The sequence below is a fragment of the Burkholderia sp. F1 genome, assembly GCF_050813845.1.
GTDB lineage: Bacteria > Pseudomonadota > Gammaproteobacteria > Burkholderiales > Burkholderiaceae > Burkholderia > Burkholderia ubonensis.
Map to the genome: position 1 here is coordinate 3397594 of NZ_CP172422.1, position 26008 is coordinate 3423601.

General features: G+C 65.2%; 23 protein-coding genes. 10 read left to right on the plus strand and 13 right to left on the minus strand.

The window, feature by feature from the left end:
- Window positions 1-67: 67 nt before the first annotated feature.
- Together ACFIMZ_RS33850 and ACFIMZ_RS33855 are read right to left on the minus strand one after the other, a co-directional pair.
- The gene (locus ACFIMZ_RS33850; RefSeq protein ID WP_431823767.1) at window positions 68-1321 is read right to left on the minus strand and encodes a PucR family transcriptional regulator; all 1254 of its coding nucleotides are present in this window, start codon (window positions 1319-1321) and stop codon (window positions 68-70) included.
- 7 nt (window positions 1322-1328) lie between these two features.
- Window positions 1329-1571 carry a hypothetical protein gene (locus ACFIMZ_RS33855; protein WP_431823768.1) on the minus strand — a complete coding sequence of 81 codons (243 nt, stop codon included), beginning with the start codon at window positions 1569-1571 and terminating at the stop codon, window positions 1329-1331.
- 119 nt (window positions 1572-1690) lie between these two features.
- Here ACFIMZ_RS33855 and ACFIMZ_RS33860 point away from each other — a divergent pair, with 119 nt between their 5' ends.
- Window positions 1691-2164 (plus strand): MarR family winged helix-turn-helix transcriptional regulator, encoded by a 474-nt coding sequence (locus tag ACFIMZ_RS33860; RefSeq protein WP_431823769.1) that lies wholly within the window; start codon window positions 1691-1693, stop codon window positions 2162-2164.
- A gap of 20 nt (window positions 2165-2184) precedes the next feature.
- Here the strand turns inward: ACFIMZ_RS33860 and ACFIMZ_RS33865 are convergent, their stop codons facing one another.
- The 11 genes from ACFIMZ_RS33865 to ACFIMZ_RS33915 all read right to left on the minus strand — a co-directional run bounded on the left by ACFIMZ_RS33865 (window position 2185) and on the right by ACFIMZ_RS33915 (window position 13714).
- Entirely contained in the window at window positions 2185-3129 is a 945-nt protein-coding gene (locus ACFIMZ_RS33865; protein ID WP_431825438.1) for a LysR family transcriptional regulator, read from the minus strand.
- 119 nt (window positions 3130-3248) lie between these two features.
- Entirely contained in the window at window positions 3249-3950 is a 702-nt protein-coding gene (locus tag ACFIMZ_RS33870) for a PqiC family protein (RefSeq protein ID WP_431825439.1), read from the minus strand.
- An 8-nt stretch (window positions 3951-3958) separates the two neighbouring features.
- On the minus strand, window positions 3959-5581 hold the full coding sequence (locus ACFIMZ_RS33875; RefSeq protein ID WP_431823770.1) for an intermembrane transport protein PqiB: 1623 nt from the start codon (window positions 5579-5581) through the stop codon (window positions 3959-3961).
- Entirely contained in the window at window positions 5574-6203 is a 630-nt protein-coding gene (locus tag ACFIMZ_RS33880; RefSeq protein ID WP_431823771.1) for a paraquat-inducible protein A, read from the minus strand. Before ACFIMZ_RS33880 ends, ACFIMZ_RS33875 begins: the two co-directional genes overlap by 8 nt.
- On the minus strand, window positions 6200-6865 hold the full coding sequence (locus tag ACFIMZ_RS33885) for a paraquat-inducible protein A (RefSeq protein ID WP_431823772.1): 666 nt from the start codon (window positions 6863-6865) through the stop codon (window positions 6200-6202). Before ACFIMZ_RS33885 ends, ACFIMZ_RS33880 begins: the two co-directional genes overlap by 4 nt.
- A gap of 48 nt (window positions 6866-6913) precedes the next feature.
- Window positions 6914-7384: a MarR family winged helix-turn-helix transcriptional regulator gene (locus tag ACFIMZ_RS33890; RefSeq protein ID WP_431823773.1), complete on the minus strand. Its 471-nt coding sequence runs from the start codon at window positions 7382-7384 to the stop codon at window positions 6914-6916.
- A gap of 8 nt (window positions 7385-7392) precedes the next feature.
- The gene (locus tag ACFIMZ_RS33895; protein WP_431825440.1) at window positions 7393-8877 is read right to left on the minus strand and encodes an MdtP family multidrug efflux transporter outer membrane subunit; all 1485 of its coding nucleotides are present in this window, start codon (window positions 8875-8877) and stop codon (window positions 7393-7395) included.
- On the minus strand, window positions 8874-10970 hold the full coding sequence (locus tag ACFIMZ_RS33900; RefSeq protein ID WP_431823774.1) for an FUSC family protein: 2097 nt from the start codon (window positions 10968-10970) through the stop codon (window positions 8874-8876). The genes ACFIMZ_RS33895 and ACFIMZ_RS33900 overlap by 4 nt, the downstream gene beginning before the upstream one ends.
- Window positions 10971-10977: 7 nt before the next feature.
- Window positions 10978-12033, minus strand: a complete 1056-nt coding sequence (gene mdtN, locus ACFIMZ_RS33905) for a multidrug transporter subunit MdtN (protein ID WP_431823775.1) — start codon at window positions 12031-12033, stop codon at window positions 10978-10980.
- A gap of 15 nt (window positions 12034-12048) precedes the next feature.
- Window positions 12049-12318 carry a YtcA family lipoprotein gene (locus tag ACFIMZ_RS33910; RefSeq protein ID WP_431823776.1) on the minus strand — a complete coding sequence of 90 codons (270 nt, stop codon included), beginning with the start codon at window positions 12316-12318 and terminating at the stop codon, window positions 12049-12051.
- 313 nt (window positions 12319-12631) lie between these two features.
- On the minus strand, window positions 12632-13714 hold the full coding sequence (locus ACFIMZ_RS33915) for a porin (protein WP_431823777.1): 1083 nt from the start codon (window positions 13712-13714) through the stop codon (window positions 12632-12634).
- A 404-nt stretch (window positions 13715-14118) separates the two neighbouring features.
- On the opposite strand from ACFIMZ_RS33915, the gene ACFIMZ_RS33920 reads away from it, so the two are divergent.
- The 9 genes from ACFIMZ_RS33920 to ACFIMZ_RS33960 all read left to right on the plus strand — a co-directional run bounded on the left by ACFIMZ_RS33920 (window position 14119) and on the right by ACFIMZ_RS33960 (window position 25980).
- Entirely contained in the window at window positions 14119-16923 is a 2805-nt protein-coding gene (locus ACFIMZ_RS33920; RefSeq protein WP_431823778.1) for a LuxR C-terminal-related transcriptional regulator, read from the plus strand.
- A 27-nt stretch (window positions 16924-16950) separates the two neighbouring features.
- Window positions 16951-18192: a PucR family transcriptional regulator gene (locus tag ACFIMZ_RS33925; protein WP_431823779.1), complete on the plus strand. Its 1242-nt coding sequence runs from the start codon at window positions 16951-16953 to the stop codon at window positions 18190-18192.
- Window positions 18193-18474: 282 nt separating this feature from the next.
- On the plus strand, window positions 18475-18837 hold the full coding sequence (locus tag ACFIMZ_RS33930) for a DUF3331 domain-containing protein (RefSeq protein ID WP_431823780.1): 363 nt from the start codon (window positions 18475-18477) through the stop codon (window positions 18835-18837).
- Window positions 18838-18948: 111 nt separating this feature from the next.
- A complete protein-coding gene (locus ACFIMZ_RS33935) occupies window positions 18949-19752 on the plus strand; it encodes an enoyl-CoA hydratase/isomerase family protein (protein ID WP_431823781.1) in 804 nt (267 codons plus the stop codon).
- 93 nt (window positions 19753-19845) lie between these two features.
- Window positions 19846-21078 carry a CaiB/BaiF CoA transferase family protein gene (locus ACFIMZ_RS33940; protein ID WP_431823782.1) on the plus strand — a complete coding sequence of 411 codons (1233 nt, stop codon included), beginning with the start codon at window positions 19846-19848 and terminating at the stop codon, window positions 21076-21078.
- 86 nt (window positions 21079-21164) lie between these two features.
- On the plus strand, window positions 21165-21920 hold the full coding sequence (locus tag ACFIMZ_RS33945) for an acetoacetate decarboxylase (protein WP_431823783.1): 756 nt from the start codon (window positions 21165-21167) through the stop codon (window positions 21918-21920).
- A 24-nt stretch (window positions 21921-21944) separates the two neighbouring features.
- On the plus strand, window positions 21945-23150 hold the full coding sequence (locus ACFIMZ_RS33950; RefSeq protein ID WP_431823784.1) for an acyl-CoA dehydrogenase family protein: 1206 nt from the start codon (window positions 21945-21947) through the stop codon (window positions 23148-23150).
- Between the two features lie 28 nt (window positions 23151-23178).
- Window positions 23179-24114, plus strand: coding sequence for a 3-hydroxyacyl-CoA dehydrogenase NAD-binding domain-containing protein (locus ACFIMZ_RS33955; RefSeq protein ID WP_431823785.1), 936 nt, complete (start codon window positions 23179-23181; stop codon window positions 24112-24114).
- Between the two features lie 396 nt (window positions 24115-24510).
- Complete coding sequence (locus ACFIMZ_RS33960) at window positions 24511-25980, plus strand: mechanosensitive ion channel family protein (RefSeq protein ID WP_431823786.1); 1470 nt, start codon at window positions 24511-24513, stop codon at window positions 25978-25980.
- Window positions 25981-26008 lie beyond the last annotated feature (28 nt).

Genomic DNA, 26008 nt, shown 5'->3' on the forward strand with positions numbered 1-26008 from the left:
TTCGAGGTGTCGCTCAGCCGCCTGCGATGCCAGGCGGCCGAGCGATGGAGATTTCATCCACGCGTGCTCACCGGCTCCGGTCGCCGGTCCCTTGAAGTTTCAACGCGATTTCCAGCTTCGCGATCCACGCCGCGTGATCGAGCTTGGCGCCCAGGATGTTTTCGATCCGCTCGAGACGGTGATCCAGCGTGTTCGGATGAACGCCGAGCGCCGCGGCGGTCACTTTCCGGCGCTGCATATTGGCAAAGAAGGTCTCGAGCGTCAGTATCAGGTCCTGTTCGCCGGACAATTCCTGCGTCAGCGACAGCAGGTAATTGAGCGCACTGTCATGGCTGCGAACGCACTCGCCGACGACGATGTCCGAGAACCGGTGCAACGGGCCGTCGCCGCCACGGTGCTTGCCGGCATCCAGCGCCCGGATCGCCTCGTCGGCCGACGTCGCCCATCCTTTCGCACCGGAGCCCGACAGCCCCATGCCGATCGCGCCGATTCCGCCCGCGCCGCCGAGCAGTGCCGTCATGCATGCGTCGACGCGCCGGTCGCTCGCGCTCGCCGATTCGCCCGGGTTGCACGGCGCCCATATGACGAGGCAATCGCGATGCCATACGTCGACCAGGTCATCCTTCCGGCACGCCAGGTGTCTCGCCACCGACAGCACGATGCGGTCGAGTTCGCGGTCCGATCGCATCGCACCGCGCTCGAGTCGCTCGCATTCGATCGCCAGCGCGATTCTCGGCGACGCATGGTCCAGGCCCAGCGCCTGGATCGTCTTGCGGAACCCCTCTTCATCCGTGGCGTGACTGAAGACGATCTCGTGTAGCTGATAACGCAGCGACTCGCGCCATCGCGCCTGCTGATATTGCTCATCGAGGTAAGCCTGCGATATCAGCTGCACCATGTAATCGAAATATTCCATCAGATAGGGCGACAGCACGAACAGCAGTTCATCGCGCAACGCGTCGTGCTGACTGCCGAGCTCCGCGCAGACGCGCCATAGCTCGCGCGGACCGACCCAAAAGCCCCGCAACAGCGAAGACAACGGGATGCCCTGGTGAACGCGGCGGCGCCCGAATTCCTGAAGGCCCTCCAGGTCGCTGGACGACGGAAACATCCCCGTGGACACGGATTCGAACCACAAGCGCTGCGAGACCTCGATCGAGTCCATGATGTCTTTCCGCATGGCGGGCGTCAGCCCGTCGTAGCCGCCGATGCGGGTCAGTGCCGCATACGTGCGCGCAACGACGTCCGACGGATCCGCCGCCAGCGCCCTCACCTTGTCGCGCATCAGCGCCGACGTAACGGGAACATCGACGGGCGTCATGGTTGATTCAGCCCTTCTGTTTTTCGCAGCCATCAGCCATTCTCATCAATTTGATCCCGCGCTTCGACGGGAGCGATCGCCTGGGGATTGTGAAAAGCCACATCGCCGGCCACACCAATTCCCATTTCGCGCGTCCCGACGCTCGGATAACGTTGTCGACATCGGCACGCTGGCGGCCCGCGTCCTTGCCCGCTGCAGCGGCGGTCGCGCGCACCGGTGCGGACGCCCGCTCGTTCGCGCCGGCAAACATCAGTTTTGCCCGATACGGCGCGCTTGCGCGGCGCCGGTCATTTTTTCAGATTTTGGTGCCGTGGTCACGGCCGGGAACGGCGTCACGGGCGGCATGCAACGAATCGGAGCAGCGGCGTCATGGACAACGCAGCCTCATTGAACCAGCACAACGCAGGAACACGGCAAGCCGGCGACGGGCTGGGTTACCTGCTGAAACGAACCCAGACCGTGATGTGCCGCGCAATCTCGCGGCGCACGGAAGCCGAACTGGGCGTGACGGAAACCCAGGCGCGCATTCTGTTCCTGCTCGCGAACCATTCCGCCCGCACGGCGGCCGATCTTGCCCGGCAATGCGAGGTGGACGCCAGTTCCATCACACGATTGATCGACCGCATGGAGCGACGCGACCTGCTGCAGCGCATGCGTTGCGACGAAGACCGACGCATCGTCAGGCTCCACATCACGCCTTTGGGGCAGGCGGTCGCCGCCCGGATTCCGGCGATCGTCTCGGACGTTTCCGACGCGCTGCTGTCGACATTCGACATGGACGAAATCCATTCGCTCAAGTGTCTGCTCGATCGCATCGTCGAAAACGGAACGCATCACGCTTAGCCCGCCGATGGCAAACCCGTTCACGCGACCGCAAACTCCGGCTGTCGAACGATTTGCTCATCGGCAAGCAGCAATGCGGGAAACGCGTCCTCGATGAAGTCGATCCAGGTTCGAATCTTGTCGTCGCGATGGCGTTGCGGCGGATAGAGCACGTAGACGTTCGTGACCGATGCGCGGTAATCCGGCATGACCCGGACAAACTCGCCATTGCGAAGCCCCGTGGCCGCCAAGCCGATCGGCAGAACCCCGATACCCATGCCTTCGCGAATGCCGATTGCCAGGGTTTCGGCGACGTTGACCTGAAATTCCGGGCGCACCGGCACCGCCGTCTCCGTACCGTCGGGTCCGGCGAGCACCCACTCGTCCGGCCGTAGCCCCGGCCCCGTGACGCCCAGGCAAACGTGGCGGCCCAGGTCGCGAGGCAGCTGGGGCGCGCCATGCCTTTCGATGTATCCGCGCGACGCGCAAACCACGCCGAAGATCTGCCCGAGACGTCGCGACGCCAATCCCGGTTCGGGCCCGTTCCGGCGAAGCGCCAGCGCGGTGCCGGCGCCTTCGCTGGACAGATCCGGCATCCCGTGCGTCAAGGTGAGCTCGACCCGCACGTCGGGATAGCGCTGCCGATAGCGGGCGATCAGGGACATGACGTAACGCGGCCCCAGCACCGGCGACGCATGCACCCTCAGTTTTCCGGCGGGATGAACGCCACCGCCCGCGGCTTCGGCTTCCGCCTCGTCCACGCAATCGAGAATCTGTTTGCAGCGCGTCAAATAGCGCTCACCGACAGGCGTGAGCAGCACGCGGCGCGTCGAGCGCTCCAGCAGACGTGCACGCAACGACGTCTCCAGCGCGGAAACGGCGCGAGAGGCCGACGTGACCGAGAATTTCCAGCGTCGAGCCGCCTCGGTAAATCCGCCCGCCTCGGCAACCCGAACGAAAATCCGCATGACCCGCAGCGTGTCGATGCTTTTTTTCCGGGTCCTGCTACGGCCGGCTTCCTCGATGAACGCGTCGCCATCGATATCGCAGAGGGCGGACTCGGGTTCGACGACGAACCCGCGATACAAGTCGGACGGATGCATCGTCATTGATTTCGGCAAGGCCAGACCGGCGCCGGCGATTTGCCGGACGATATGCCGGTTCCCGCCGCCCGGCTCCGCGAAGCCGTTGCCGCACTGAGCGCATGCATTTCTTCCATCGCCCGCACGCCGGCTGCGATCCGCCCGGCCACCGCACCGATTGCCTGTCGGTGGCCCATCACGAGCGCATCGTAGCCGTCGCCGACCGGCTCGGCGACGCTCGTGCGGCAGGTCATCACAACCTGCGTGCCGATCGCGCGCACGCTCCACACCGCGTCGAGCGCCGCGCGCTGGCCGGGCCAGGATTCGAAGCGCTGCACGTTCACGCTGACGCGGTACACGCGCACACCGGCCGGATACGCGGAATTCGCGACGTCGATCGTGCCGAGCTGCGCGGCGAGGTCGTCGGACAGTGCGCGGCGGATCTCGTCGGCGGGCGGCGACGCCCAGCGCTCCAGCTCGAGCACATCGACCTGCGCGGCGTTCTTCTGCACGACGAGCTGGCTCTTCGCGACCTGCTCGGGCACGCCGACGGACGGCACCTCGATCAGGAACGGCGGGTTGGCGGGCGCGGCGCGCACGGCCGCCGCGGCGTCTGCGGGGGTGAGCGTGTAGAACCGCGCGGGCGGCGAGCTGCATGCGGCGAGTGTCAGCGCGGCGGCCACCGCGCAAGCAGCAAACGCGGCGCCGCGGACGCGTCGTGGCAGGCGTACGATCATTTCTTGTCTCCGGGTTTGCCTTGCAGCAACGCTTCGGGATGCCGTTCGATATAGTCGGCGAGCGCGTTCAGCGACTGCAGCGTATGCGTCAGCTCCTTCAGCGCGCCGCGCACGTCCGACTGCAGCGGCGAATCCTGCTGCAGCGTCGCTTCCGCGGTCACAAAGGTCTGCTTCGCGGCGGACAGCGTGTCGCGCGCCTCGGGCGCGACCTGCGTGTCGAGCTGCCTGAACAGCTTGTCGGCGTTCGCGAGCGTGCTGTTCAGGTTCGCGCCGATCTGGTCGAACGGCACCTTGTCGAGCTTCTTCGCGATGTCGGCCACCACCACCTGCAGTTCGTCGAGCGTGTTCGGCACGGTCGGCAGTTCCATGACCGGCTTCGTGATATCGATCGACTCCGCCCGCGCCTGCGGGAAGAAATCGAGCGCGACATACGACTGACCGGTCAACAGGTTCCCCGTGCGCAGTTGGCCGCGCAAGCCATAACCGGACACCAGTCGCTTCAGGACCAGCCGGCGTGCGGCATCGCCCTGGTAGCCGACCGCATCCCGGAAGCGCGCGCCGAGGCGATCCGGATAGAGGTTCATCGTCACCGGCATCGTGAAGTTCTTCGCCTTCGGATCGTAGTCGATGCCGATGCTCGTGACCTCGCCGAGCACGATGCCGCGGAAGTCGACCGGCGCGCCGACCGCGAGCCCGCGCAGCGACTGGTTGAAGTTCATCACGACCTGCACCAGTTCGCCATCCGGCTCGCGCATCGCATCGGCCTCGTCGGACGCGAGGTGGAACGTCGTGTCGTTCGGCGCGGTCGTGCCGTTCGTCTGGTTCGGCGGCGCCTGGAACGCGATGCCGCCGAGGATCACGGTCGCGAGCGACTGCGTGTTCAGCTTGAAGCCGCTCGAGTCGAGCCGCAGGTCGACGCCGCTCGCCTGCCACCAGCGCGAATTCATGCCGACGTACTGGTCGTACGGCGCGTTGACGAACACGTTGAAGGTCACGCCCGTACCCTCCTTGTCGAGCGCGAAGCCGACCACCTGACCGACCTGCACGCGCCGGTAGTAGACCGGCGAGCCGATATCGACCGAGCCGAGCGAAGTGCCATGCAGCACGTACTGCGTGCCCTTCTGGTCGCCGGTGACGGCCGGCGGCGTCTCGAGACCGGTGAAGTCGGTCCGGGCGTCGTGCGAGCGGCCGATGTCGACGCCGATGTACGCGCCCGACAGCAGCGTGCCGAGCCCCGACACGCCGGTCGCGCCGATCCGCGGACGCACGACCCAGAAGCGCGAGCCCTTGACCGCGAAGTCCTCGGCTTCCTTCTTGAGCTGGACGTCGACCAGCACGCGCGCGAGGTCCTTCGACAGCGAGATCGCCGTGACGGTGCCGATCTCGACGTCCTTGTACTTGACCTGGGTCTTGCCGGGCTCGAGGCCCTCGGCGCTGCGGAAGCTGATCGTGATTTCCGGGCCGCGCTCGCGCACGGACTTGATCACGAGGCCGATGCCGATCAGCGCGGCGATCAGCGGCACGAGCCAGACGAGCGACGGCAGCCAGCCGCTCTTCGACGAGATCGCCGGATCGGGCGGCCGAGGCCGGTCGTGCTGCGGGCCTTGCGGACTATTCATGGTGTTTCCCTGAGGTTGCGACGGGATCCCAGATCAGGCGGGGATCGAACTGCATCGACGCCAGCATCGTGAGGATCACGACCGCGCCGAACGCGAGCGCGCCGGGGCCGGCCGTGATGGTGGCGAGCGATCGGAAGTGGACGAGCGCGACGGTGAGCGTCACGACGAAGATGTCGAGCATCGACCAGCGGCCGATGCGCTCGACGATCCGGAACAGGCGCGTGCGCTGCAGCGGCCGCCACGGCGAGCGGCGCTGCGCGCTGATCGCGAGGATCACGAGCACGCCGAGCTTGAGCATCGGCACGAGGACGCTCGCGACGAACACGACGACGGCGAGCGGCCACTCGCCCGATACCCAGAAATAGACGACGCCGCTCATGATCGTGCTTTCCTGCGCGCCGGCGATCGACGCAGTGCGCATGATCGGCAGCAGGTTCGCCGGAATGTAGAGGATCGCGGCGGCGATCAGCAGCGCCCAGGTGCGCGCGATGCTGTTCGGCGTGCGGAAATGGAGCGCGGCGCCGCAGCGTGCGCAATGCGCATGCGCGCGGTCGAGCGGCTGCACGAGCCCGCATGTGTGGCAGCTGGCGAGGCCCTCGCGGGCGGCGATCGGCGTCGTCATCGGCGAGGCGCCTCCGGCAAGGCCGCAGCGCCGCGGCCGCGCGACGACGCGCGGCCGGCGCGCAGGTCGTCGGCAATGTCCCACAGCATCTGCGGATCGAACATCAGCACGACCGCGATCATCAGCGTCAGCGCGGCGAACGCGAACAGCGCGGCTTCCGGCATGACCCGCGCGAGCGTGACCATCTTCACGATGGTGACGAGAATGCCGAGCATGAACACCTCGATCATTCCCCACGGGCGCACCAGCTGGATCGCGCGCAGCACGAAGTTGAACCCGGGCGGCACGATGCCGCGCCGCATCGGGAACAGCAGGTACAGCAGCGCGGCCATTTCGACGAGCGGAAACAGCACGGTCGAGCAGAACACCATCATGGCGACGAGCGCCATGTCCTGGCGCCACAGCGTGTCGAGCGCGCCGATCAGCGTCGTCTGCACGCGGTTGCCGCTCACGTCCATCTCGAGGATCGGGAACGCCTGCGCGATCACGAACGTGATCAGCGCCGCGAGTGTGAACGCGCAGATCCGCTCGAGCCGGGCCGAGCTGCTGCGGCAGAGCACCGCGTCGCAGCGCGGGCAATGCGCGACGTCGCGGTCGCCAAGACTCGGCTTGTGCAGCAGTGCGTCGCATTCGTGACAGGCAATCAGAACAGGTTTTGACACGTGACGTAAATCGATCCAGGTGTTTCGGGAAGCGCTCGGCATAGCGGGTCAACCGGGCTTCCTGTCGATCTCCCCGATAATCCGATAGAGGAACTGCTTGAGAAACGCCCGCTCTTGCGCGGACAATCGATTCAGGACGGCATGCCTGGCTTCCGCCAGTACCGAAGGGATGCGCTCCGCGAGCGCCTGGCCAGCCGGCGTCAGCGCTAGATCCAGCGCGCGGCGATCGTCGCCGTTCCGTCGACGCACGACCAATGCCCGGCTCTCGAGGTCATCCACCAGACGCGAAAGGCGGCCGGTGCCGCACCCGAGCCATCCTGCGAGCGCCTGACACGACACCGTGTCGCTGCGCGCGAGATGGGCGAGCGCACTGCCCTGCGAGAACGGCATCCCGAGCGACGTCAGCGTTCGCTGATTGACTAGCCGCCTGATCGACTCATGAACGCCCAGCATCAGGCGAACGCCGTCAAGCTGGCGCGATGCGTCGTCGCAACCCGGTGGCGAAAGGCTGTCGGACATGTTCCGCACTACCGGGGATTCAGCGTGACCGGCGCTTCCGCCCGATAACCGCCGCCCAGCGCCTTCGCCAGCGCAATGTCCTGACTGATCCGTCGTCCGTCGATGTCGAGCAGCACGATTCGCTCGACGAGCACCGCCTGCTTTGCCTCGACGGCGAAAAGCCGGCTCGCCAGTCCGGTTCGGTAGTGGGCATCGGCGCTGTCCTGTGCAAACTTCACCGCCTGGATCTTCTCTGTCTGCAGCTTCGCCTCGGCGTCGAGATCCTGCAGCTGGCTGCCGGTCATCGCGACGTCGCGCACCGCGTTCAATACCGCCTGGTTGTACTGCAGAATCAACAGGTCGCTCGCCGTGCGCGCACCGCCGAGATTCGCGTTGAGCCGGCCTCCGTCGAAAATCGGCAAGGTCAGCCCGGGAACCAGGTTGATCTGCTGGCTCGCATGCGTGAACAGGTCGGCCAGATGCAGTGCGTTGACGCCGAAGAACGCCTTGATGTCGAAACTCGGATAGAACGCGGCCTTTGCCGCGTCGATCTGGTCGAACGACGCTTCGACATACCAGCGCATCGCCTGCAGATCCGGCCGTCGCGCCAGGAATTCGTACGAGAGCGTCGTCGGCAACGAAGACGGCGGCGACGGCAGCGGCACGGGCCGGATGTCGCCCAGTTCGTCAGCGCGGGCGCCGATCAGCGCACGCAGCGATTCACGCAACTGCGTGATGCGCGCTCGAGCGGCCACGATCTGCCGCTGCGTCGCCAGCTGTTGCGCGCGCGCCGTTTCGGTGAGTGTCCGCGACTCCAGACCACGCTCCGCGCGCGCGGCGTGCGCATCGACCGAGATGGTCGCGATAGCATGCAGCTGCTCCAGCAGATCGATCAGTCGATAGGTCGTCTGGATACCGTAATAAATCTGCGCAACGTCCGAAGCAATCTCCAGTTCGACGGCCGAGATCTCGACCGCTCGCGCATTCCGCACCCCCAGCGCCGCGGCCACCTGCGCGCGCTCCTTGCCCCAGATATCGACATTGAGACTTGCGCCGAGGCCGACGATGCCTTCCGTATACCAGGGCCCCGTCGCCCCCAGCAGCGGCTGATTGCCCGAATAGGCCCCCAGGAAGCCGTTGCCCGACACGCGCTCACGGTCCACCGAGCCGAGCGCGACCACCTGCAGGTTCGTGCCGGCTTTCACGAGATCGACGTTGGCCTTGGCCTGCGAGACGCGCGTGCGCGCGATCGCCATCGTCGGCGAGTCGCCGAGCGCGCGCTCGACCAGCGCGTCGAGCTGCGGATCGGCGTAGCGGGTCCACCAGCGGGCCGATGGCCAGCCGTCGTTCGCAAGATGGATGTCGTCGGCCAGGCGGATGCGCTCGGGATCGAGCGCCGATGCCGGCCTGGTGTCGTGGCGAATCAACGCACATGCGGACAGGCCGCACAGCAGTACCGCGACGGCGACACGGCGCAGCGATGAAGAGGAAAATCGAATCAACGAAACGGTCATGCTTGCGAAGCTCGCGAGGAAAGTGCGGGGCTGACGGAATCCCCGGCCCAGGCGGGCAGGATCGATATCTGGTTTGCCAGGTCCCCGGCCCGGGCCAACAACCGCTCGCAGGCGGCTCGCAGGGCATCGGCCGGCTGCGTCGACAGGTCGGTCGCGCAGCATGCCGACAACGCGGTCAACGCCGTGCGAGGCGGCGCATCGACCGTCAACGGATGTTCGGCCAGCCCGTGTGCGTAGCCGTCCAGCGACGCAGCCAGCGCCCCTTGAAACGCGATCGCGGCGGCCTCGGTCTGAGCGGGCAAGCGCAGTGACCGCCGTTCTGCGCCAAACGCGTCGGTAGCCAGCAGGATTTCCCTGACGTGGGCGAGCAAGGTCTGCATGCGCACGGTCAAGCCTTCGTGCTGCCCTTCGGCCATCTGCCAACCCGGTTCCAGTGCGACGCGCGCGGCCATCGCCTCGCAATCGGCCAGCTCGCTCCAGAGACCGGCAGGCACCGGGCCTGTCGCGCCCGGACGCAGGTGTTCGCCGATCCGGCGCAGCAGCCCCGCCACGCGCTGGCGAAGAGCCTCGCCCTCGGCCTCGGGCCACAGGAACGCGTGGACGACCGCCGACACCGCGACGCCGAGCAGGATGCCGACCATCCGGTCGCGGATCTCGGTCAGGTCGGTGGTCGGACCGAATTGCTCCAGCAAAGCCAGCGCAAACGTAAACATGATCTGGATGCCGGCGTAGCTGATGCGTTCGGATCCCGCGGCCACCCATGCGCCGAGCGCAATGACGGGCAATGCCATCAGCAGCAGGCCGACGATCCCGTCGAGATGCGGCACGACCCACACGACCATCGCGAGCGCCAGCACGCTGCCGACTGCCGCGCCGCCGATCCGCAGCGCGGCGCGCTGCGCGGTGGCGCCCAGGCTCGGTTGCGCGACGATCAGACAGCTCAGCATCATCGTATGGATGCCTTGCCAATCGGTTGCGATATAGAAGACATAGCTGAACAAGGCCGCCATCAGCGTCTTCAGTGCAAACTGCGCATAGACCGGATTGCTGAAGGCATCGGGCACCAGCAGGCGGCCCTGTTCGGCCGGCGATTCCGCATCCGGCGGTGCGGCGGATCGATCCGCGAACGCCAGCAGCGCGTCGCGCATCTCCGCCAGCGCGCCGGGCAGCCCGTCGGCCGTCAGTTCGGCCAATGCGCGGGGCGCGACGAATCGCGTGCCCGTCCTGATCGCGCCGCCGAGGCTCCGGCATGCGTCGCGCAGCGCGGGAAGCACGCCGGCGCCCAATCCGGCCACGACGGCCGGCAGGTGGCCGGTGGCCGTGTACAGACGCGAGACCGTCGCCACGCGCGCCAGGTGCAACGCCTGGTTCTTGCGATAGGCCGCATCCCGCATCGTTGCGAAGCGAAGCAGCTTCTGGAGGGTCAACGCGGCAACCTGGACTGCGCGCGCGCCCGGCGCGCCGGCGGCCGGCGTGCCGTGTTCAAGCTCCGCCAATGTCGCGTCGATCGCGTCGAGTTGCCCGCACATCGCGGCTTCGAGCTGGCGCACGGGTTCGGCGGGCAGGAACAGCGTATTGATCACGAGCGTCAGCGCAATCGCGTAGTTGACCGCGACCCATACCCACAACACCACGCGCACCAGCAGTTCGGCCTGGTCGGTCCGGTCGACGAAGGTCTGCACGTAGATGACGATCAGGCCGACGATGAAGAACACGACGCCGATCTTGGCTACCCGCATCAGGTAGACGCTGACAAAGAACAGCGCACCGGCCAGCAGAATCCGCAGCAGCGGATAGTCGTAGGTCAGCTTCAGCACCAGGATCGCGCTGGCCACCGCCACCGTCGAGCCGATGATGAACAGCGTGCCGATCATGCGCGTCACGACGACGTTGGCCTGCGTCACGAAGAACACGACGATCAGCGACAAGGCCAGCAGCGGCACCTGCAGCGCCATCGACGTGATGATCACGAGCGCGCTGGTCAGCACGCAGCGCAGCGTCACGTTCATGCGCCCCGGATACGGACGGATTTCGCCGCCCACGAAGCGGGCGAAACGCTGCAGACTGTCCGGCAGGGAATGTTCCGCGTCCATGTGTCGCTCAGCGGGATGCATCGTGCGCGCGGCCGTCGCGGCGCAGCGTGGCGACCGCCGACGTGCCGACCCTGAACAGCGCCGGGTCCGGGTTCTGCACCGCGATCTTGACCGGGAAGCGCTGCGACACGTGCACCCAGTTGATGCTGCGCTGCACGCGCGGCAACCCTTCCAGCACCACGCCGCCATCGTCGGGGAGCACGCCGTAGCTGATCGAATCGACCGTGCCCTCGAAACGCTTGCCGGTGTCGCTCATCAGATAGACGGTGGCCGGAATCCCCGCATGCACGCCCTTCAGGTCGGTTTCGCGGAAATTCGCAACCACGTACCAGTGACGCGTGTCGATCAACGTGAACACCGGCTTGAGCGCCGAAGCGAACTGCCCCACCGTCGTGCGCAACGCCGCGACTCGCCCGTCGAACGGCGCACGCACCTCGGTAAACTCGAGATTCAATTCAGCGATCGCGATCTGCGCGCTGACTTCGGCACGTTGCGCGACCAGCGCATCCACGCCGCTCACTGCCGCCGCGGCTTGCTGGGCCTGCAGCATCGCGGCATTCAATTCGGCTTGCGCCGCGCGTTGCGCGGTGCGGGCCCGATCGACGTCTTCCGCCGACGTGTAGCCATGCGCAAGCAGCGGCTCGATGCGACGGAGCGTATCGGTCGCCTGATTCGCCTGCGCGCGCGAGCGCTCGACCGCCGCCTTCACGGATTCCGCGTTGTACTGCTGCGCATTGACCGAGCGCTGCGTGAGGGCGATCTGCTTGTCGAGCGTATCGAGCCGTGCCCGCGCCTGATTCAGCGCATCCTGGTAGGGCCGCGGATCGATCCGGAACAGCAGATCGCCCCGCTTGACCGGCTGGTTGTCGCGCACCGGCATCTCGACGATGCGTCCGTTGACTTCCGGCACCACGTTGATCGTGTCGGCATAAACGTACGCATCGTCGGTACTCGGTGTGCGATCGATCCGCCACAGGACGACGCCGAGCACCACCAGTGCGGCAACAACGATGAGCAACGCGGGAAGTGACTTTTTGCGCGAGGCGCTGGAGGCGTCGGACATATGCGGTACGCGGAATCAGTGGGGGAAGAAGAACAGCCAGAACGCCATCGCGAGCAGCGCGCACAGCGCCGGGTAACTGATCGCGAGCGGCGCGAGCAACGCGCGCTTGCCGCGCCTGCCCAGCACGACATGGACGATGACGGTGCCCAGCACGCCGAAGACGATGCAGAACAACCAGTCCGGAAATGCGGCGCCGAACACGACGAGCGACGGCGCGCTCGCACAGCCGCCCAGCAACAGGCTTGCCGCGAGCGAAACGGATTTCAGGGCGGTCGATGAGCGCATCAGCAAGGTACGCACGACAACGGGCAATGGAGGCATGATCGAATGCCGCAAGGTTGACTCGATGATTGAATGGGCACGACGGAACCAGGCCCGGGCGGACCGCCGCGCGCCTGTCGCGAAAGCCGGACGCCGATGCGGCCCCGGCTGGAAGAACGGAGGACTGTTGACAGATCCCGCGCGACTCGACTTTTGATGGTAAGCGCGCCGCGACGGCAAGAGAATTGGAATAACTAACAACGCAATTGTGGGTACTCACAATGCCATCGGCCGGAGCACGCCGTGCGCCACTGCGACGCACGGCGTGCTCCCGGGCCTAGAACGAATGGCGGATGCCGAGCACGGCGCCCACGGTCGTGCCCGCCCCCTCGTGCAACGCGCCGTTGATCGACAGCCCGGTGTTCATCCGGCCATGGTTATGGACGACGCCGACCTGTCCGTAAAGCGCCGTGGCCTTCGACAGGAAATACCGCAAGCCGATCGCGGTCAGGAGCGAGTGATTGCCCGTATCGTTGCCGTCGCTCGTGTACCAGGCGCCGGCGTCGAGGTCGATCGCAGGCGTAAGCAGGTAGCTTGCTCCGCCTCCGACCACCCGGTTGTCGAACGATCCGCTCACCTTGTAGAGCGCGTAAGAAGCCTTGACGGTCACGTTGCCGAAATCGTACGCGGCGCCGATCGAGCGGCCGGTGAACGGCACGGTGCTGGGAATCGGCGTCGCGGCCGTGCCGCCTGCGTTACCGTTGTAGAGCGCCGCCGTGACGAGCAAACCGCCCGATTGATATTTCAGGCTGGCCGAATACTGCCGGCCCGACTGGAAATCGCCTGCCTTGCCGCCGAAGCCGAACATCGCGCTGCCCTGGAATCCCGCGATCACCGGGCTCGTATAGGACACGGCATTCTGATTGAACAGTCCCGTGACCAGCACGTTGTCGACATAGATCACCGCGCCGCTGCCGAAATAGGCGATGTCGCGCGGGTCGGTCGCGATCTGGGCGAGCACGAACGGCGAGTATTGCAGGCCGGCCTTGAGCGTTCCGAAGCCGCCGCTCAACCCGATCCATGCCTGACGGCCGAACAGGTTGCCGTTCGAATTGCCGAACCCGCCGCTCGGGACATCGATGCCGCTCTCGAGGACGAAGGTCGCCTTCAGCCCGCCCCCGAGATCTTCGACCCCTCTCAGGCCGAATCGCGAAGCCGACGCGGCGCCGTCGACCATCGCGAACTTGTGGCCGTCGTTCGCGCCGGTCTTCGTGTTCAACGACTTGTTCGTGTACAGCAGTGCCGCATCGACCACGCCATACAACGTGACGCTGCTCTGAGCGTGAACCAGTCCGGGCGCCGTACCCAGCGACGCCGCGACAGAAAGACCAAGTGCTCGCAGACACGTTGACGATTTCATCCATCTCCTCCAGTCAAGATCATTGTTTTTGAATCAAGTCCCCATCCGCGCGGCGTCGAACGACTCCGCGCACGTCACGGCGCGACCGGATCGTCACGACGCTCGATCGATTGATGGAGATGACCGCGGCCATGCGGCCGGCGAACGGGGCGGCCATGCTGATGCAGCCGCTCCGGTCAATCGCGGAGGACGCCCCGGCCCGGATCGTCCCCACTTTTTCGGGAACACGCGCATGCGAGCCAAGATTACGAGCCGGCGCACCGGTGTGCGCTCGACCGAAGGGGAGGGTCGGCCCGGGGCGCCGGGGGGGATGGGAGACGGGCACCCCCCTCCCGTGGGAAAACCCTCATCACCCGAATCGCGGCCCGGATTATGATGAGGCGGCATCTTCCAGGTATATCGCAATGAATCAACCGACCGATCCCGACGAACAACGCTGGGATCTCTCACTCATACAAACGAAAATGGCGCCGCCGCGCCCGCCACGCTGCCGGGTAACGCGGCGGACGCTGCTGAAGAAGCTGGCGGCGGCGGCCCAGCACACGGTCACCCTGATCATCGCGCCGGCGGGGTTCGGGAAAACTACGATGTTGTCCGAATGGTGCGAAGTGCTACGCACACGGCACCAGCTCGTCGCCTGGCTCAGCCTGGACAGCGACGACGACGATCCCGACCAGTTCGGCGCTTATCTGGTCGCTGCACTGAGCCGCGGCACGGGCGGTGTCGGGCAGCACGCCGAGAGGCTGCTGCGCGAGGATCCGCTGACCCCGGGCAGAACCGTCGTCTCGGTCCTGCTCAACGAGATCGCCACCTGCGGCAAGAAGGTCTTTCTGGTCCTCGACGACTTCGACCGCCTCGTGTCCGTCCCGGTGCGTGCGGCGGTGTCTCGCCTGTTGCGCTATGCGCCCGACAACTTCCATGTCCTGCTCGGCGCGCGCAGCGAGCCCAAGCTGGCGCTCGCCCCATTCCAGGCTCAGGGCCAGCTCCTGCGGATCGACGAATCCGATCTGCGTTTTTCCGCCGATGACGCGCAGGCGTTCTTCGCGCGCGCGGCTACCGCAACGCTCGACCGCCCCGCTGTCGAGCTGCTCCACGATGCAACCGAAGGATGGATAGCCGGCCTGCAACTGGCGTCGCTGTCGCTGCGGGACGCAACGGACGCCGCCAAGGTCGCCCGCGATCTCGCCGGCAACCGGTTCGGCATCGACGCCTATCTCGACGACGCGGTTCTGGCGCGCCTTCCGCCGGCCGTCTATCAATTCCTGCTGCGCACGTCGATTCTCGATCGGCTGAGCCCCGGACTGTGCGATGCCGTCATGGGCGCCGGGGCGCGCAGCTGGGAAAAACTCGACTGGCTGGAAAGCCACAACCTGTTTACACGCGCGCTCGACGACGAGCGGCAATGGTTCCGGTATCACGCGCTGATGTCCGACGCACTCCGGCGACGCGCTGCCCGGCAACTGGCTGACGAGATGCCGAAGCTGCACCGTCGCGCCAGCCAGTGGCTCGCGGCCGAGCGCCAGTGGCCGGAGGCCGTGCGCCATGCGCTGGCGGCCGGCGACGCGCAGCAGGCCGCGACCTGGGTCGAGCACTGCGCGATGGCGTTGATCGATCGCAGCGACGTGAGCATGTTGTTGAGCCTGATCGGCAAGCTGCCCCGTCCTCTGGTGGAATCGAGATTGCGGCTGCGGCTTGCCAACGCCTTGGCCCTCGCCTTCCTGATGCAGACGCCGGAGGCCGGCAGCATGCTGCAGTCGGTGAAAGCCGAACTCGCGCGCTCCCCCGTCGATGGCGCCCGGAGCGAAAGCGACGCGATGCTGCAAATCGAGGCGATTGCGGTGGCCGCTGCCGTCTGCGGCTTTCGCGACGACAGCTACCGGTCGCTTGATCTCGGTCGTGAAGCGGCCGCTTCTCCGCTGCCGGTCCCGGCGTGGGTCCGGCGGATTAGCGAATCCGCGCAGATCTTCGGCTTGACGTACGACGGCCGCTTCGACGAGGTCGAGCAGATCAGGCGCGAACAGGCCGTCGCGCCAAGCGGCGATCTCGAAGCTCTCTACGCGGGCGTCTACCGCGAATGCATGTTCGGACTGAATGTCCTGGTCAATGGACGGTTGTCGGAGGCAGCCGCGCTGTTCCAGTCGGCTCTCGCCTACGCGGAAGCGAACGTCTGCCGCCACTCCGCCGCGGCGGCGGTTCCGGCGGGCTACCTGGCCGCGGTCTGCTACGAGCAGAACGATCTGGCCCGTGCCCGGCAACTCATCAACGACCGATCGGCCATCACCGCGCAAGCGTGTCCGCTCGGGTCGCTGTCAAGCTACTGTCGCACTGCGGCGCGGCTGCACGCGAGGCACGGCGATATCGCGTCGGCCTTGCTCTGCCTGGAACAAGGAACGGAAATTGCCGCCGCCCGGCACTGGCTGCGCCTGCGTGCGTCGTGCGACGCCGACCTCGTGCGCTTGTGCCTGCAACGTGGCTGGCTCGAGCGCGCCAAGCAAACCGCCGACAGGTTGGCGGCACTCATGCCCGAGCGCCCTCCGACGCAGATGGGCAGCTTCCTCGAGACATGGGCAAGCTGGTGCGAGGTCCAGGCGCGGCTCGACATCGCAACGGGCCGATCCGATCGGGCCGCCGAACGGCTCGACGAGCTGAAGCACACGTTCGCCCGAGCCGGAATGAAATACCTCGAGGCACGGACGTCGCTGTTGCGCGCGCTGGCGCTCGAGCAGGCAAACGCGCATGAAGCGGCGTCCGCGGCGCTGGAAGACGCACTGCGCTACGCGCAGTCGAACGGCATGATCAGCAGTTTCGTCGACGAAGGCGAGCCGTCGCTGCGCCTGCTGACGAGATGGGCCCGCGACACGCCCGATCGCGCGGGGGTTCAACGTGTCTTCGTCGACCGGCTGCTCGCCGCGTTCGACCCGCAGCGGGGGCTGGCAGGCGACGATGATCCGCGCGCCGCCCGGCATCTTCTCAGCGCGCGTGAGATCGAGATCCTCAACCATATCGCCCAAGGCTTGTCGAACAAGGAAATCGGCCGGGCGTTGCGCGTCGCGCCCGAGACCATCAAATGGCATTTGAAGAACATCTTCGAGAAACTCAAGGTCGGGTCGCGGTTCGAGGCGGTCCAGAGCGGGCTGGGCGTGACCCCGATCGAGCGCGGCGACGCCAAGGAATCCGATACGATTCCGTCCCAACCTCGCTCGACGTGAAGCCTGTCGGCACCAGGAGCGAACAACGTGACAGTCCAAGTCCCTGACATATCCCCGGCCTTGCGCGAGTGGACCGAAAGCGTGGTCCTGAATCATGCGAGCGTCATCGATCGAGTGTGCAAGGCGGTCATGAATGTCAAGCCGTATGCCGATCTCGATTCGCCCACCAGGCTGGATATCCGCCATTCGATCGCCTTGTCTTCGCGGCTCTGGCTCGACACGCTGTTGTCCGGTCGCCTGCCGTCGGAGGAGGCGTTCGAGAGCTTCCGGGAATACGGCCGCCGGCGGGTCTACCAGAGCGTTCCCCTCGAAGCGCTGCTGCGCGCGTTTCGACTGGGATCTCGCGAGCTCTGGTGCTGCTATATCGAGCTCGACGAGCAATACGCCGGCCTGCGCGATGAGCTGCTGTTTCGGGTGTCACCTCATCTGATGGAGTTTTTCGACACGCTGGCGCAAGTCATTTCCCAGACTTACCTGGAAGAACAATACAAACAGGCGCGCTGGCGAGAATCGCTGCGGTATCAGCTGCACAGCATCATTTTCAATTTTCCCGAAGACACCGACGGTTTCTCCAAGACCACGGCCGCGCTGCGCCTGAACGGCGCCATTCCGCGCATCGCGCTGGCGATCGATGTCGATGCGATCGACAGCAACTCCCCCACCTTCAAGACCGAAATCGACCGAATCGTCGCGGCGACGGCCCGATGCGTCAAATTGCCGGTCGACGAGCTCTTCGACATCTGGTTTGGCGGGCGATTGCTCGTGTGGATCCCCATCCAGCTCGGCGACCTGATCGGCATGAGCGATCGCCAGATGGGCAAGCAGATCGCATCCGTCGCGGATACCATCCCTGAAGTCAACGCGATTGGCGTCGGTCTGCCGGGCGAAGGCGCGCCAGGCTGGGCTGTAACCGCGGATGAGGCAGGCCGGGCGCTCAGTTTCGGCCGAGGCCGGGCCGACCAGGCGTGCGTGCGTCTCTATTCCGAGATCGCGCTCGAAGAAAGCGTGCGTGGCACAAAGCGCGTGCTGAGCTATCTGGTCTCGCTGGTGGAACGGCTTGCCAGCGAGCCGGATTTGCTCGAAACACTCCGAACCTACTTCGATCAACTGCAGCGACGCAAGGCGACCGCCAGCGTGCTCGGTATCCACCCCAACACCCTCAACTACCGCCTGGAGCGAATCGAAAACATCCTCGGCGCGCGGCTCGACGACGCCGGCTGGATCTCGAAGCTCGACATGGCCATCAAGCTGCGCGGCCCGCACAAGTAAGCGCGGCCCGCCCGTTCTCGTCTGAACAAAGAGACAGCCGCAGGGCTTTCGCCGCTGCGCTGCCTCGTCGCGCCTGCTGCCGACACGGCTATGTGCGGTTTACCACCGAACTCGCCTGTCTTTGGAAAAAGAGCTAATTGCGTTGTGTGTTGCGACATATGCTGTAGATCAACGTCGCCTTAAGATGGGCCTTGATCGGTACCGCTAAGTTTAACTTACGTCAATGTAAGGGGAGGTATCAAGGTGGTAATCAGTACACCGAATTGCCAGATATGGGCGCACATGGTTGACATGCTCGACGGCGACGATCGGCATGCAGGCCAAGGCCGGGTTCCCGGCTCGACCGCCGGACGAAGCGCGCCCTCGAACGAGTGCTCAGCAGTCCGTTCGGTCAGGGTACTGGAACGGCTGAGCCACTCGACGATCAGTGTTTCGTGGCAAGACCCGACCGCATGTCGATACGAGGATCAGATCTGGAAGGTCGCGATCGCGCGACGCCCCGGCATCTGTGCGCTGACGCATGCCGCCATTGAAGTCGGCGATCTTGTCTATCGACCAGTCCGCGTCCGGCATTCGAACCCGGTCAATTTGAATTTTCTGATTCTCGCCACGGTCGTGGAGGACGTTCCGGTTCTCGATGCCTGAGACGGCAGCCCCCTCGGCATCGTGCCCGGCGCCAGCGGCCGGCGTGGATCCGCGTTGTTTGAGCCGCCCCTCTCGAACGGGCGCAAGTCATCTGTTTGAAAAGTCGATCCGATGCCACACGATTCCCCAGCCCCCACCTTCGACACCGTCCTCTACGAAAAGCGCAACGCGACCGCCTATCTGACGCTGAACCGCCCCGAGGTGATGAATGCCCTGAACCAGCAGGCGATCGCGGAGCTGCGCGCAGCGTTTGAAGATGCGCGAGACGACCCGCAGATTCGCGGGGTCATCCTCACCGGCGCAGGCAATCGAGCGTTCATCGCCGGTGCGGACATCACCGAATTGGCGACCGCGACGCCGATCGAAGCGGAACAGAGAACGCGCGCCGGCCAGGCGCTGCTCGATCTCGTCGAGCGTCTCGGCAAGCCTGTGATCGCAGCCGTGAACGGGCTGGCGCTCGGCGGCGGATGCGAGACGGCGCTGGCCTGCACGATCCGGCTCGCGAGTCCGGGCGCGAAGTTCGGACAACCAGAAATCAGGCTGGGCCTCATTCCCGGCTTCGGCGGCACGCAACGGCTCCCGCGCCTCGTCGGCAAAGGGATCGCGTTGCAGCTCATCCTGACCGGCGAGATGGTTTCGGCAGAAGAGGCGTATCGGATCGGCCTCGTGAATGAAGTCGTCGCCGCCGACGCCCTGATCGGTCGGGCCGAAGCCATCCTGGCGCAAATCGCGGCGAACGGGCCGCTGGCCGTCGCCTATGCGATCGACGCCGTCAACCTCGGGCTCAACGCGGCCTTGCCGGAAGGGCTGGCGCTGGAAGGGCAGCTCTTTGCGCTATGCGCCGCCACCGACGACAAGAAGGAAGGCACCACCGCCTTTCTCGAGAAGCGCCCTCCGAAGTTCGTGGGGCGCTGACAGGCAGCGGCTTCTCCATGTTCGCTTGCCATTAAAAAAAAATATTTCCGCGTGCGTCGCGTGAATACCCAACCTTGAATTCGGAACACTCCCATGATTGACGGACAACACGTATTTTCAGGCCTCAAGGTGCTCGACCTCGCGAGCTACATTGCCGGCCCGGCTGCCACGACGATCCTCGCCGACTTCGGCGCGGACGTCATCAAGATCGAGCCGCCGGGTACGGGCGACGTCTATCGCTTCTTCTCGAGCATTCCGCCGAATCCCGTCGCCAGCACGAACTACGCATGGCAACTGACGAATCGCAATAAACGCAGCATCGCCCTCGACCTGAAGTCGAACGATGCACGGGAAGTCCTGACGCGTCTGGTCAGGTGGGCAGATGTCGTGGTCGTCAATTTCCCGCCGCGCGTGCGCGAGACTTTGGGGGTGACCTACGAGGCCCTCTCGCCGCTCAATCCGAGGTTGATCTATGCCGACATCACCGGATACGGCTCTGCAGGGCCCGAGGCCAACACGCCGGGTTTCGACGTCACGGCCTACTGGGCACGGTCCGGCCTGATGGAGGTCACCCACGATGCCGGCAGTCCGCCGACCCTTCCCATTCCCGGAATTGGCGACCACGCCACGGCGACCACGCTGTATGCCGCGATCGTCACCGCGCTCTACGCGCGCACGACGACCGGCAAAGGCAGCCATGTGACGACCTCCCTGATCGCGAACGGCATCTGGGCAGCGGCGGCCTGGGTCGAAGGCGGACTCAACGGCGGCAGGTTCTTCCCTCAGCACGACCGGAAAAATCCGCCCAACGCGCTGCTCAATCCTTACCAGACGTCGGACGGCCGCTGGTTCCTGCTGGTCGCCGCTCAACACAAGGAATGGCCCGGCCTTGTCCGCGCCATCGGCATGCCCGAGCTGCTCGAGGATCCGCGCTTTGCCGACGACGCGCAGCGCATCGCGCATTCGGCCGCGCTGGTCGAGATTCTCGACCCGCTGTTTGCCAGCCAGCCGCTGGCGTTCTGGAAACAGGCCTTCACTGCCGAACGCGTGATTTTCGGTGTCGTGCAGATCGCCGACGAAATCATTCACGATCCTCAGCTCGAAACCAACGGGATCGTCGTGCCGCTCGAAGTGCCGGGCAGGCCCGCCACGCGCACGGTCAGCAATCCGATTCAGATTGTCGGGCAGCAGAAGGTCAAGCCCGGCGCGGCGCCGCAACTCGGCGAGCACGGAACGGACATCCTGAAAGAAATGGGCTTCGACGACGCGGATATCACCCGCCTCCAGGACGCAGGCGTTGTCGCTCGTTTCGCAAGCGAGGCTTGAATCCCAACGTGTCGAGCGGCTCGAACGAGCCGCTCCGGCAACCATCCAGCGGCCGGCCATGGCCTGCCGCACACCCGGAGCCATTCATGACTGAAGACGAAATCCGCAGCCGCGCGTACGCCATGCCGATCTGCAGCCCGGCCTATCCCAAGCCGCCTTTCCGGTTCGTCGATCGCGAATTCATCATCGTGACCTATCGCACCGATCCGGAAGCGCTTGCCCGCGTCGTACCCGCGCCGCTGCTTCCGGCCGAGCCGATCGTCAAATACGAATTCATCAAGATGCCGGATTCGAGCGGGCTCGGCTCCTACACGGAATCGGGACAGGTCATTCCGGTGTCGTTCAACGGCGCAGCCGGCGGCTATACCCACGCGATGTACCTCGACAGCGAGGCCGGCATTGCCTCCGGTCGCGAATTGCTTGGTTTTCCTAAAGTACTGGCGCAACCGAAGCTCGAAGTTCGAAACGATGCGCTGGTGGGAACGCTCGACTACAACGGCGTGCGCGTCGCGACCGCGACGATGGCTTACAAGTACGAGCCGCTGGATCTCGCCGTCGTCAGGAAGACGCTCGAGGCGCCCGGCTTCCTGCTGAAAATCCTCCCTCACGTCGACGGGTCGGCCCGGGTCTGCGAACTGGTCAAGTATCACGTGACCGACGTCACGGTGAAGGGCGCGTGGACCGGGCCCGCCTCTCTGGAGCTGCATCCGCATTGCTTCGCGCCGGTCGCGAAACTGCCGGTGCTCGAGGTGCTATCCGCGATCCATATCCTGACCGACCTGACGATCGCGGGCGCCGAAGTCGTCCACGACTACCTGCGCGCCCCGTCGAATGCATCCTGATCAACGCTTTTATAGGAAATCATCATGACTGCCAGCTCGAAGCCCAACCACCCGCTTCCGGCGCCCGACAGCGACTTCTATCTGATTCACGAGTTCCTGAGCGAAGACGAGCGCGCGCTGCTGAAACGGGTGCGCGCCTTCATGGAGGACCGGGTCGCGCCGGTGATCAACAAGTTCTGGGCCGCGGATGCATTCCCGTTCGAGCTGATCCCCGAGATCAGGGATCTCGACATCGTCGGCGTCGGTTTCGAAGGCTATGGCTGCCCCGGCGGCAGCACGCTTCTCGATGGCTTCATCGCGATGGAGCTGGCACGGGTCGACTCGTCGATCTCGACCTTCTACGGCGTCCATAGCGGGCTGGCCATGGGGTCGATCTATCTCGGCGGGTCGGAGGAACAGAAGCAGAAATGGCTGCCCCCGATGGCACGGCTTGAAAAAATCGGTTGCTTCGGACTGACCGAGCCGCTGGTCGGATCGGGCGCCGGCGGCGGCCTGCTGACGACCGCCAAGCGGGAGGGCGATACGTGGGTGCTCAATGGCCAGAAGCGGTGGATCGGCAATTCCCCGTGGTGCGACCTGTCGATCATCTGGGCACGCGATGTCGACGACAACCAGGTCAAGGGTTTCATCGTCGAGAACAAAACCACGCCGGGCTTTTCCGTCGAGAAGATCGAGAACAAGATCGCGCTGCGCGTCGTGCAGAACGGCGTGATCACGCTCGACAATTGCCGGGTGCCTGAAGAGAACCGTCTCCAGGCCGACCTGTCGTTTCGCGATACGGCGCGCGTGCTTCGGCTCACCCGTCAATACGTGGCGTGGGAAGCAGTCGGTTGCAGCATGGGCGCCTACGAGCACGCGCTGCGTTACGCGCAGACCCGCGAGCAGTTCGGCAGACCGATCGCGTCGTTCCAGATGGTGCAGGACCACTTCGCCAAGATGCTCGGCAACATCACTGCGTCGCAATGCATGGTCGTACGGCTCGCCGAATTGCAGGATCAGGGCAAGCTGCTCGACCAGCAATCGTCGCTGGCCAAGGCATTCTGCACGAGCCGCATGCGCGAGACCGTTGCGTGGGCCCGTGAAATATTCGGCGGCAACGGCATCGTCCTCGACTACAACGTCGCGCGCTTCTTTGCCGACGCGGAAGCGCTCTATTCTTACGAAGGCACACGCGAAATGAACCACCTGATCGTCGGCAAGGCGGTTACCGGTTTCAGCGCGTTCGTCTGACCCCACTCCATTCGAAGGATTGTCAGCCATGGGCAAAGATATCAACCGCATTGCCATCATCGGCACCGGGGTCATCGGTGCAAGCTGGGCCGCGCTGTTTCTGGCCAGGGGCCTGGACGTCGTCGCGACCGACATTGCCCCGGATGCCGAGCCGAAGCTCAGGGCATTCGTCGACGCGGCGTGGCCCGCTCTGGAGCAGTTCGGGCTCGCGCCGGGCGCGTCGCGTTCAAGACTGCAGTTCACCGCCAATCTCGACGAAGCGGTGATCGGCAGCGATTTCGTGCAGGAGAACGGCCCCGAACGAATCGACTTCAAGAAGGATCTCTACAAGCATCTCGACGCCATTCTGGCGCCGGACGCGATCATCGCGTCGAGCTCTTCCGGCCTGACGATGAGCGAGATCCAGTCGGCCTGCGAGCGCCATCCCGAGCGCTGCGTGATCGGCCACCCGTTCAACCCGCCGCATCTCATTCCGCTGGTCGAGATCGTCGGAGGCGCGAAGACGTCACGGGAAACGATCGAGCGGGCGACCGCGTTCTATACGCGCCTGGGGAAGAAGACCATCCAGCTCAACAAGGAAGTGCCCGGCCACGTTGCGAATCGTCTTCAGGCGGCGCTCTGGCGCGAGATCGTGCATCTGGTCGCGGAAGACGTCGTGAACGTCAAGGACGCCGATACCGCGGTGTGCTGGGGACCGGGCCTGCGTTGGGGCATCATGGGCCCGAACATGTTGTTCCATCTCGGTGGCGGGCAAGGCGGCATCGAGCACTTCTTCGACCAGTTCACCGGCCCGATGACCGCCTGGTGGAAGGTTCTGGGTTCGCCGCAAATTACGCCGGAACTTCGTCGGAAAGTGGTGGCTGGCGTTCAGGACGAGGTCGGCGGTCAATCGATCGATCAGTTGGCGGCTCGCCGCGACGAAGTCCTGCTCGGCCTCCTCTCCCTTCGGCGAGAAGGAATCTGAGGCCGTTATCTCCCTTTCGCCGGGCTAGCTTGCCAGGTCGCGCGACGGTGCAGTCGTCGCGCGATCTTGGGACAAGCACACGCACGCCCGGAATCGCTTGCGCCGGGCACGTTGAGCAGGCGCGCGCCACTGGGCGCGCCGTCGCTCGCGTGTCTGGCACGAGCGATCTTCGTCTCGTCGGGACTGCCCGACCTTCTGCCCATTCAGTGCCTTGTCGATACGGTCGGCGTTCGATGGATGCCGGGCACCCGCATCCCATCTGCAACGTTAGCCGGCCTCTGTGAGCCAACCCTGCCTCGACCGGCGTCTACGGCACGGCTGTGTCGGCGGCCGTATGTCGGCATGCGCAAGCGGAACGCCGGCGCTGCGACGTGACAATACGGAACGAGGATTCAGGTGAATCTGACACTTATCTCTGCCGCCACGTTGATCGCCATCACGATCGCCGGCGTGCTCGGGCTTCGACGCTTTTCGGACAGCGTCCGGATCACCTTCGACGCAAGCTGTTTTCTCGCCATCAGTTTCTATTTTCACAAGCAGGGCATCCACCTTCCGGTGTTCCCGCCCTTGCAGGATCACGCCGATAACGGAGGCATATGGCTCCGCGCGATAGGGGGTGCATGGTGGCTGCTCGGCTCGCGGATCGTGGTGGCCGGGCTCTCGTTCGCACGCCATCGCGATCGGCGCTCGCGAGGAGCCAGGCTGTTTTCGGACCTCCTCGTCGCCGCCATCTATCTCGCGACCGCGGCTATCGTCCTGAACTCCGTCTACGCGCTACCGGTGACAGGCGTGGTCGCCACGTCGGGCGTCGTGGCGATCGTCCTCGGCCTGGCGCTTCAAAACACGCTGGCGGACGTTTTCTCCGGCATCGCGGTCGGCGTCGAAGCGCCGTTTGGCGTGGGAGATCGAATCCAGATTGCCGACAGGATCGAGGGCATCGTCACCCAGATCAACTGGCGATCGATCCGGATCCATACCGATGACGATGATATGGCGATCATTCCGAACAGCCTGATCGCCAAAGCCGAGATCATCAACAAGAGCATCCCGAGTCAGCGCAGAGCGGCATCCGTCGAGGTAGCCTGGCCGGCAAGCGCCGTTCCGGAACGCGTGATCGAAGCCCTGTCTCACGCGGCGCTGCTGTGCCCGGACATCCTGCGAATCCCCGCCCCGAGCGCGGTCCTGATTCAGCTCGGGACGGAACGGAATGGTTATCGAATTTCATTTTCGGTTGCCGACGCGAGGCAACTGTCGTCCACAACGGACATCCTGCTGCGAACCGTTCGCCGCCAATTGCACTACGCGGGCTTTCTCGCTCACGACAATCAGGACAGAACCACCGGTTTCAATGTCTCGAATGAAGTGGGCACCGTGCGCCGGCTGCTTCGCGACATCGTCCTGTTCGAATGTCTCGACGAGCGGCAACTCGACAGTCTCGCCAGCCTTTTCGAAGTGCTTCGGCTCGAGCCTGGAGAAACACTTTTCCTGCAAGACGCCGTGGATGAGGCGCTCTATGTCGTGACGTCGGGGATTGTGGAATTGACGCGAAAATCCGGTGCCGTCACCGGGACGGTCGGCCGCATTGGTGCGGGAGAATATGTCGGCGAGATCGGCATGTTTACCGCGGCGCCGCATGCCGCCACCGCGGCGGCGCTCACACATTGCACGATTCACCGACTCCCGCGCGAAGCGATCGCGCCATTGCTGGCGAAAAACGCCGAACTGGCGGCGGCCTTCGACAAATCGGTACGTCGCGGAATGCAGATCCTCCATCGCGAGATAGCGGTTCGCGCGTCGCCCGACATTGGCCCGAAAGGGCAATTCCTGCAGCGCATTCGGAGCATCTTTCGTTTCGAGCCCGATTGATCTTGTGCAAATCCGGCGCAGAAATGCA

Coding starts and splice junctions, on each gene's coding strand:
- ACFIMZ_RS33855 (WP_431823768.1), bottom strand. CDS start 1,571: ATGTTTGCCGGCGCGAACGAGCGGGCGTCCGCACCGGTGCGCGCGACC.
- ACFIMZ_RS33945 (WP_431823783.1), top strand. CDS start 21,165: ATGACTGAAGACGAAATCCGCAGCCGCGCGTACGCCATGCCGATCTGC.
- ACFIMZ_RS33920 (WP_431823778.1), top strand. CDS start 14,119: ATGAATCAACCGACCGATCCCGACGAACAACGCTGGGATCTCTCACTC.
- mdtN (WP_431823775.1), bottom strand. CDS start 12,033: ATGTCCGACGCCTCCAGCGCCTCGCGCAAAAAGTCACTTCCCGCGTTG.
- ACFIMZ_RS33955 (WP_431823785.1), top strand. CDS start 23,179: ATGGGCAAAGATATCAACCGCATTGCCATCATCGGCACCGGGGTCATC.
- ACFIMZ_RS33915 (WP_431823777.1), bottom strand. CDS start 13,714: ATGAAATCGTCAACGTGTCTGCGAGCACTTGGTCTTTCTGTCGCGGCG.
- ACFIMZ_RS33875 (WP_431823770.1), bottom strand. CDS start 5,581: ATGAATAGTCCGCAAGGCCCGCAGCACGACCGGCCTCGGCCGCCCGAT.
- ACFIMZ_RS33910 (WP_431823776.1), bottom strand. CDS start 12,318: ATGCGCTCATCGACCGCCCTGAAATCCGTTTCGCTCGCGGCAAGCCTG.
- ACFIMZ_RS33890 (WP_431823773.1), bottom strand. CDS start 7,384: ATGTCCGACAGCCTTTCGCCACCGGGTTGCGACGACGCATCGCGCCAG.
- ACFIMZ_RS33950 (WP_431823784.1), top strand. CDS start 21,945: ATGACTGCCAGCTCGAAGCCCAACCACCCGCTTCCGGCGCCCGACAGC.
- ACFIMZ_RS33900 (WP_431823774.1), bottom strand. CDS start 10,970: ATGGACGCGGAACATTCCCTGCCGGACAGTCTGCAGCGTTTCGCCCGC.
- ACFIMZ_RS33940 (WP_431823782.1), top strand. CDS start 19,846: ATGATTGACGGACAACACGTATTTTCAGGCCTCAAGGTGCTCGACCTC.
- ACFIMZ_RS33860 (WP_431823769.1), top strand. CDS start 1,691: ATGGACAACGCAGCCTCATTGAACCAGCACAACGCAGGAACACGGCAA.
- ACFIMZ_RS33930 (WP_431823780.1), top strand. CDS start 18,475: ATGGTTGACATGCTCGACGGCGACGATCGGCATGCAGGCCAAGGCCGG.
- ACFIMZ_RS33895 (WP_431825440.1), bottom strand. CDS start 8,877: ATGACCGTTTCGTTGATTCGATTTTCCTCTTCATCGCTGCGCCGTGTC.
- ACFIMZ_RS33935 (WP_431823781.1), top strand. CDS start 18,949: ATGCCACACGATTCCCCAGCCCCCACCTTCGACACCGTCCTCTACGAA.
- ACFIMZ_RS33880 (WP_431823771.1), bottom strand. CDS start 6,203: ATGACGACGCCGATCGCCGCCCGCGAGGGCCTCGCCAGCTGCCACACA.
- ACFIMZ_RS33850 (WP_431823767.1), bottom strand. CDS start 1,321: ATGACGCCCGTCGATGTTCCCGTTACGTCGGCGCTGATGCGCGACAAG.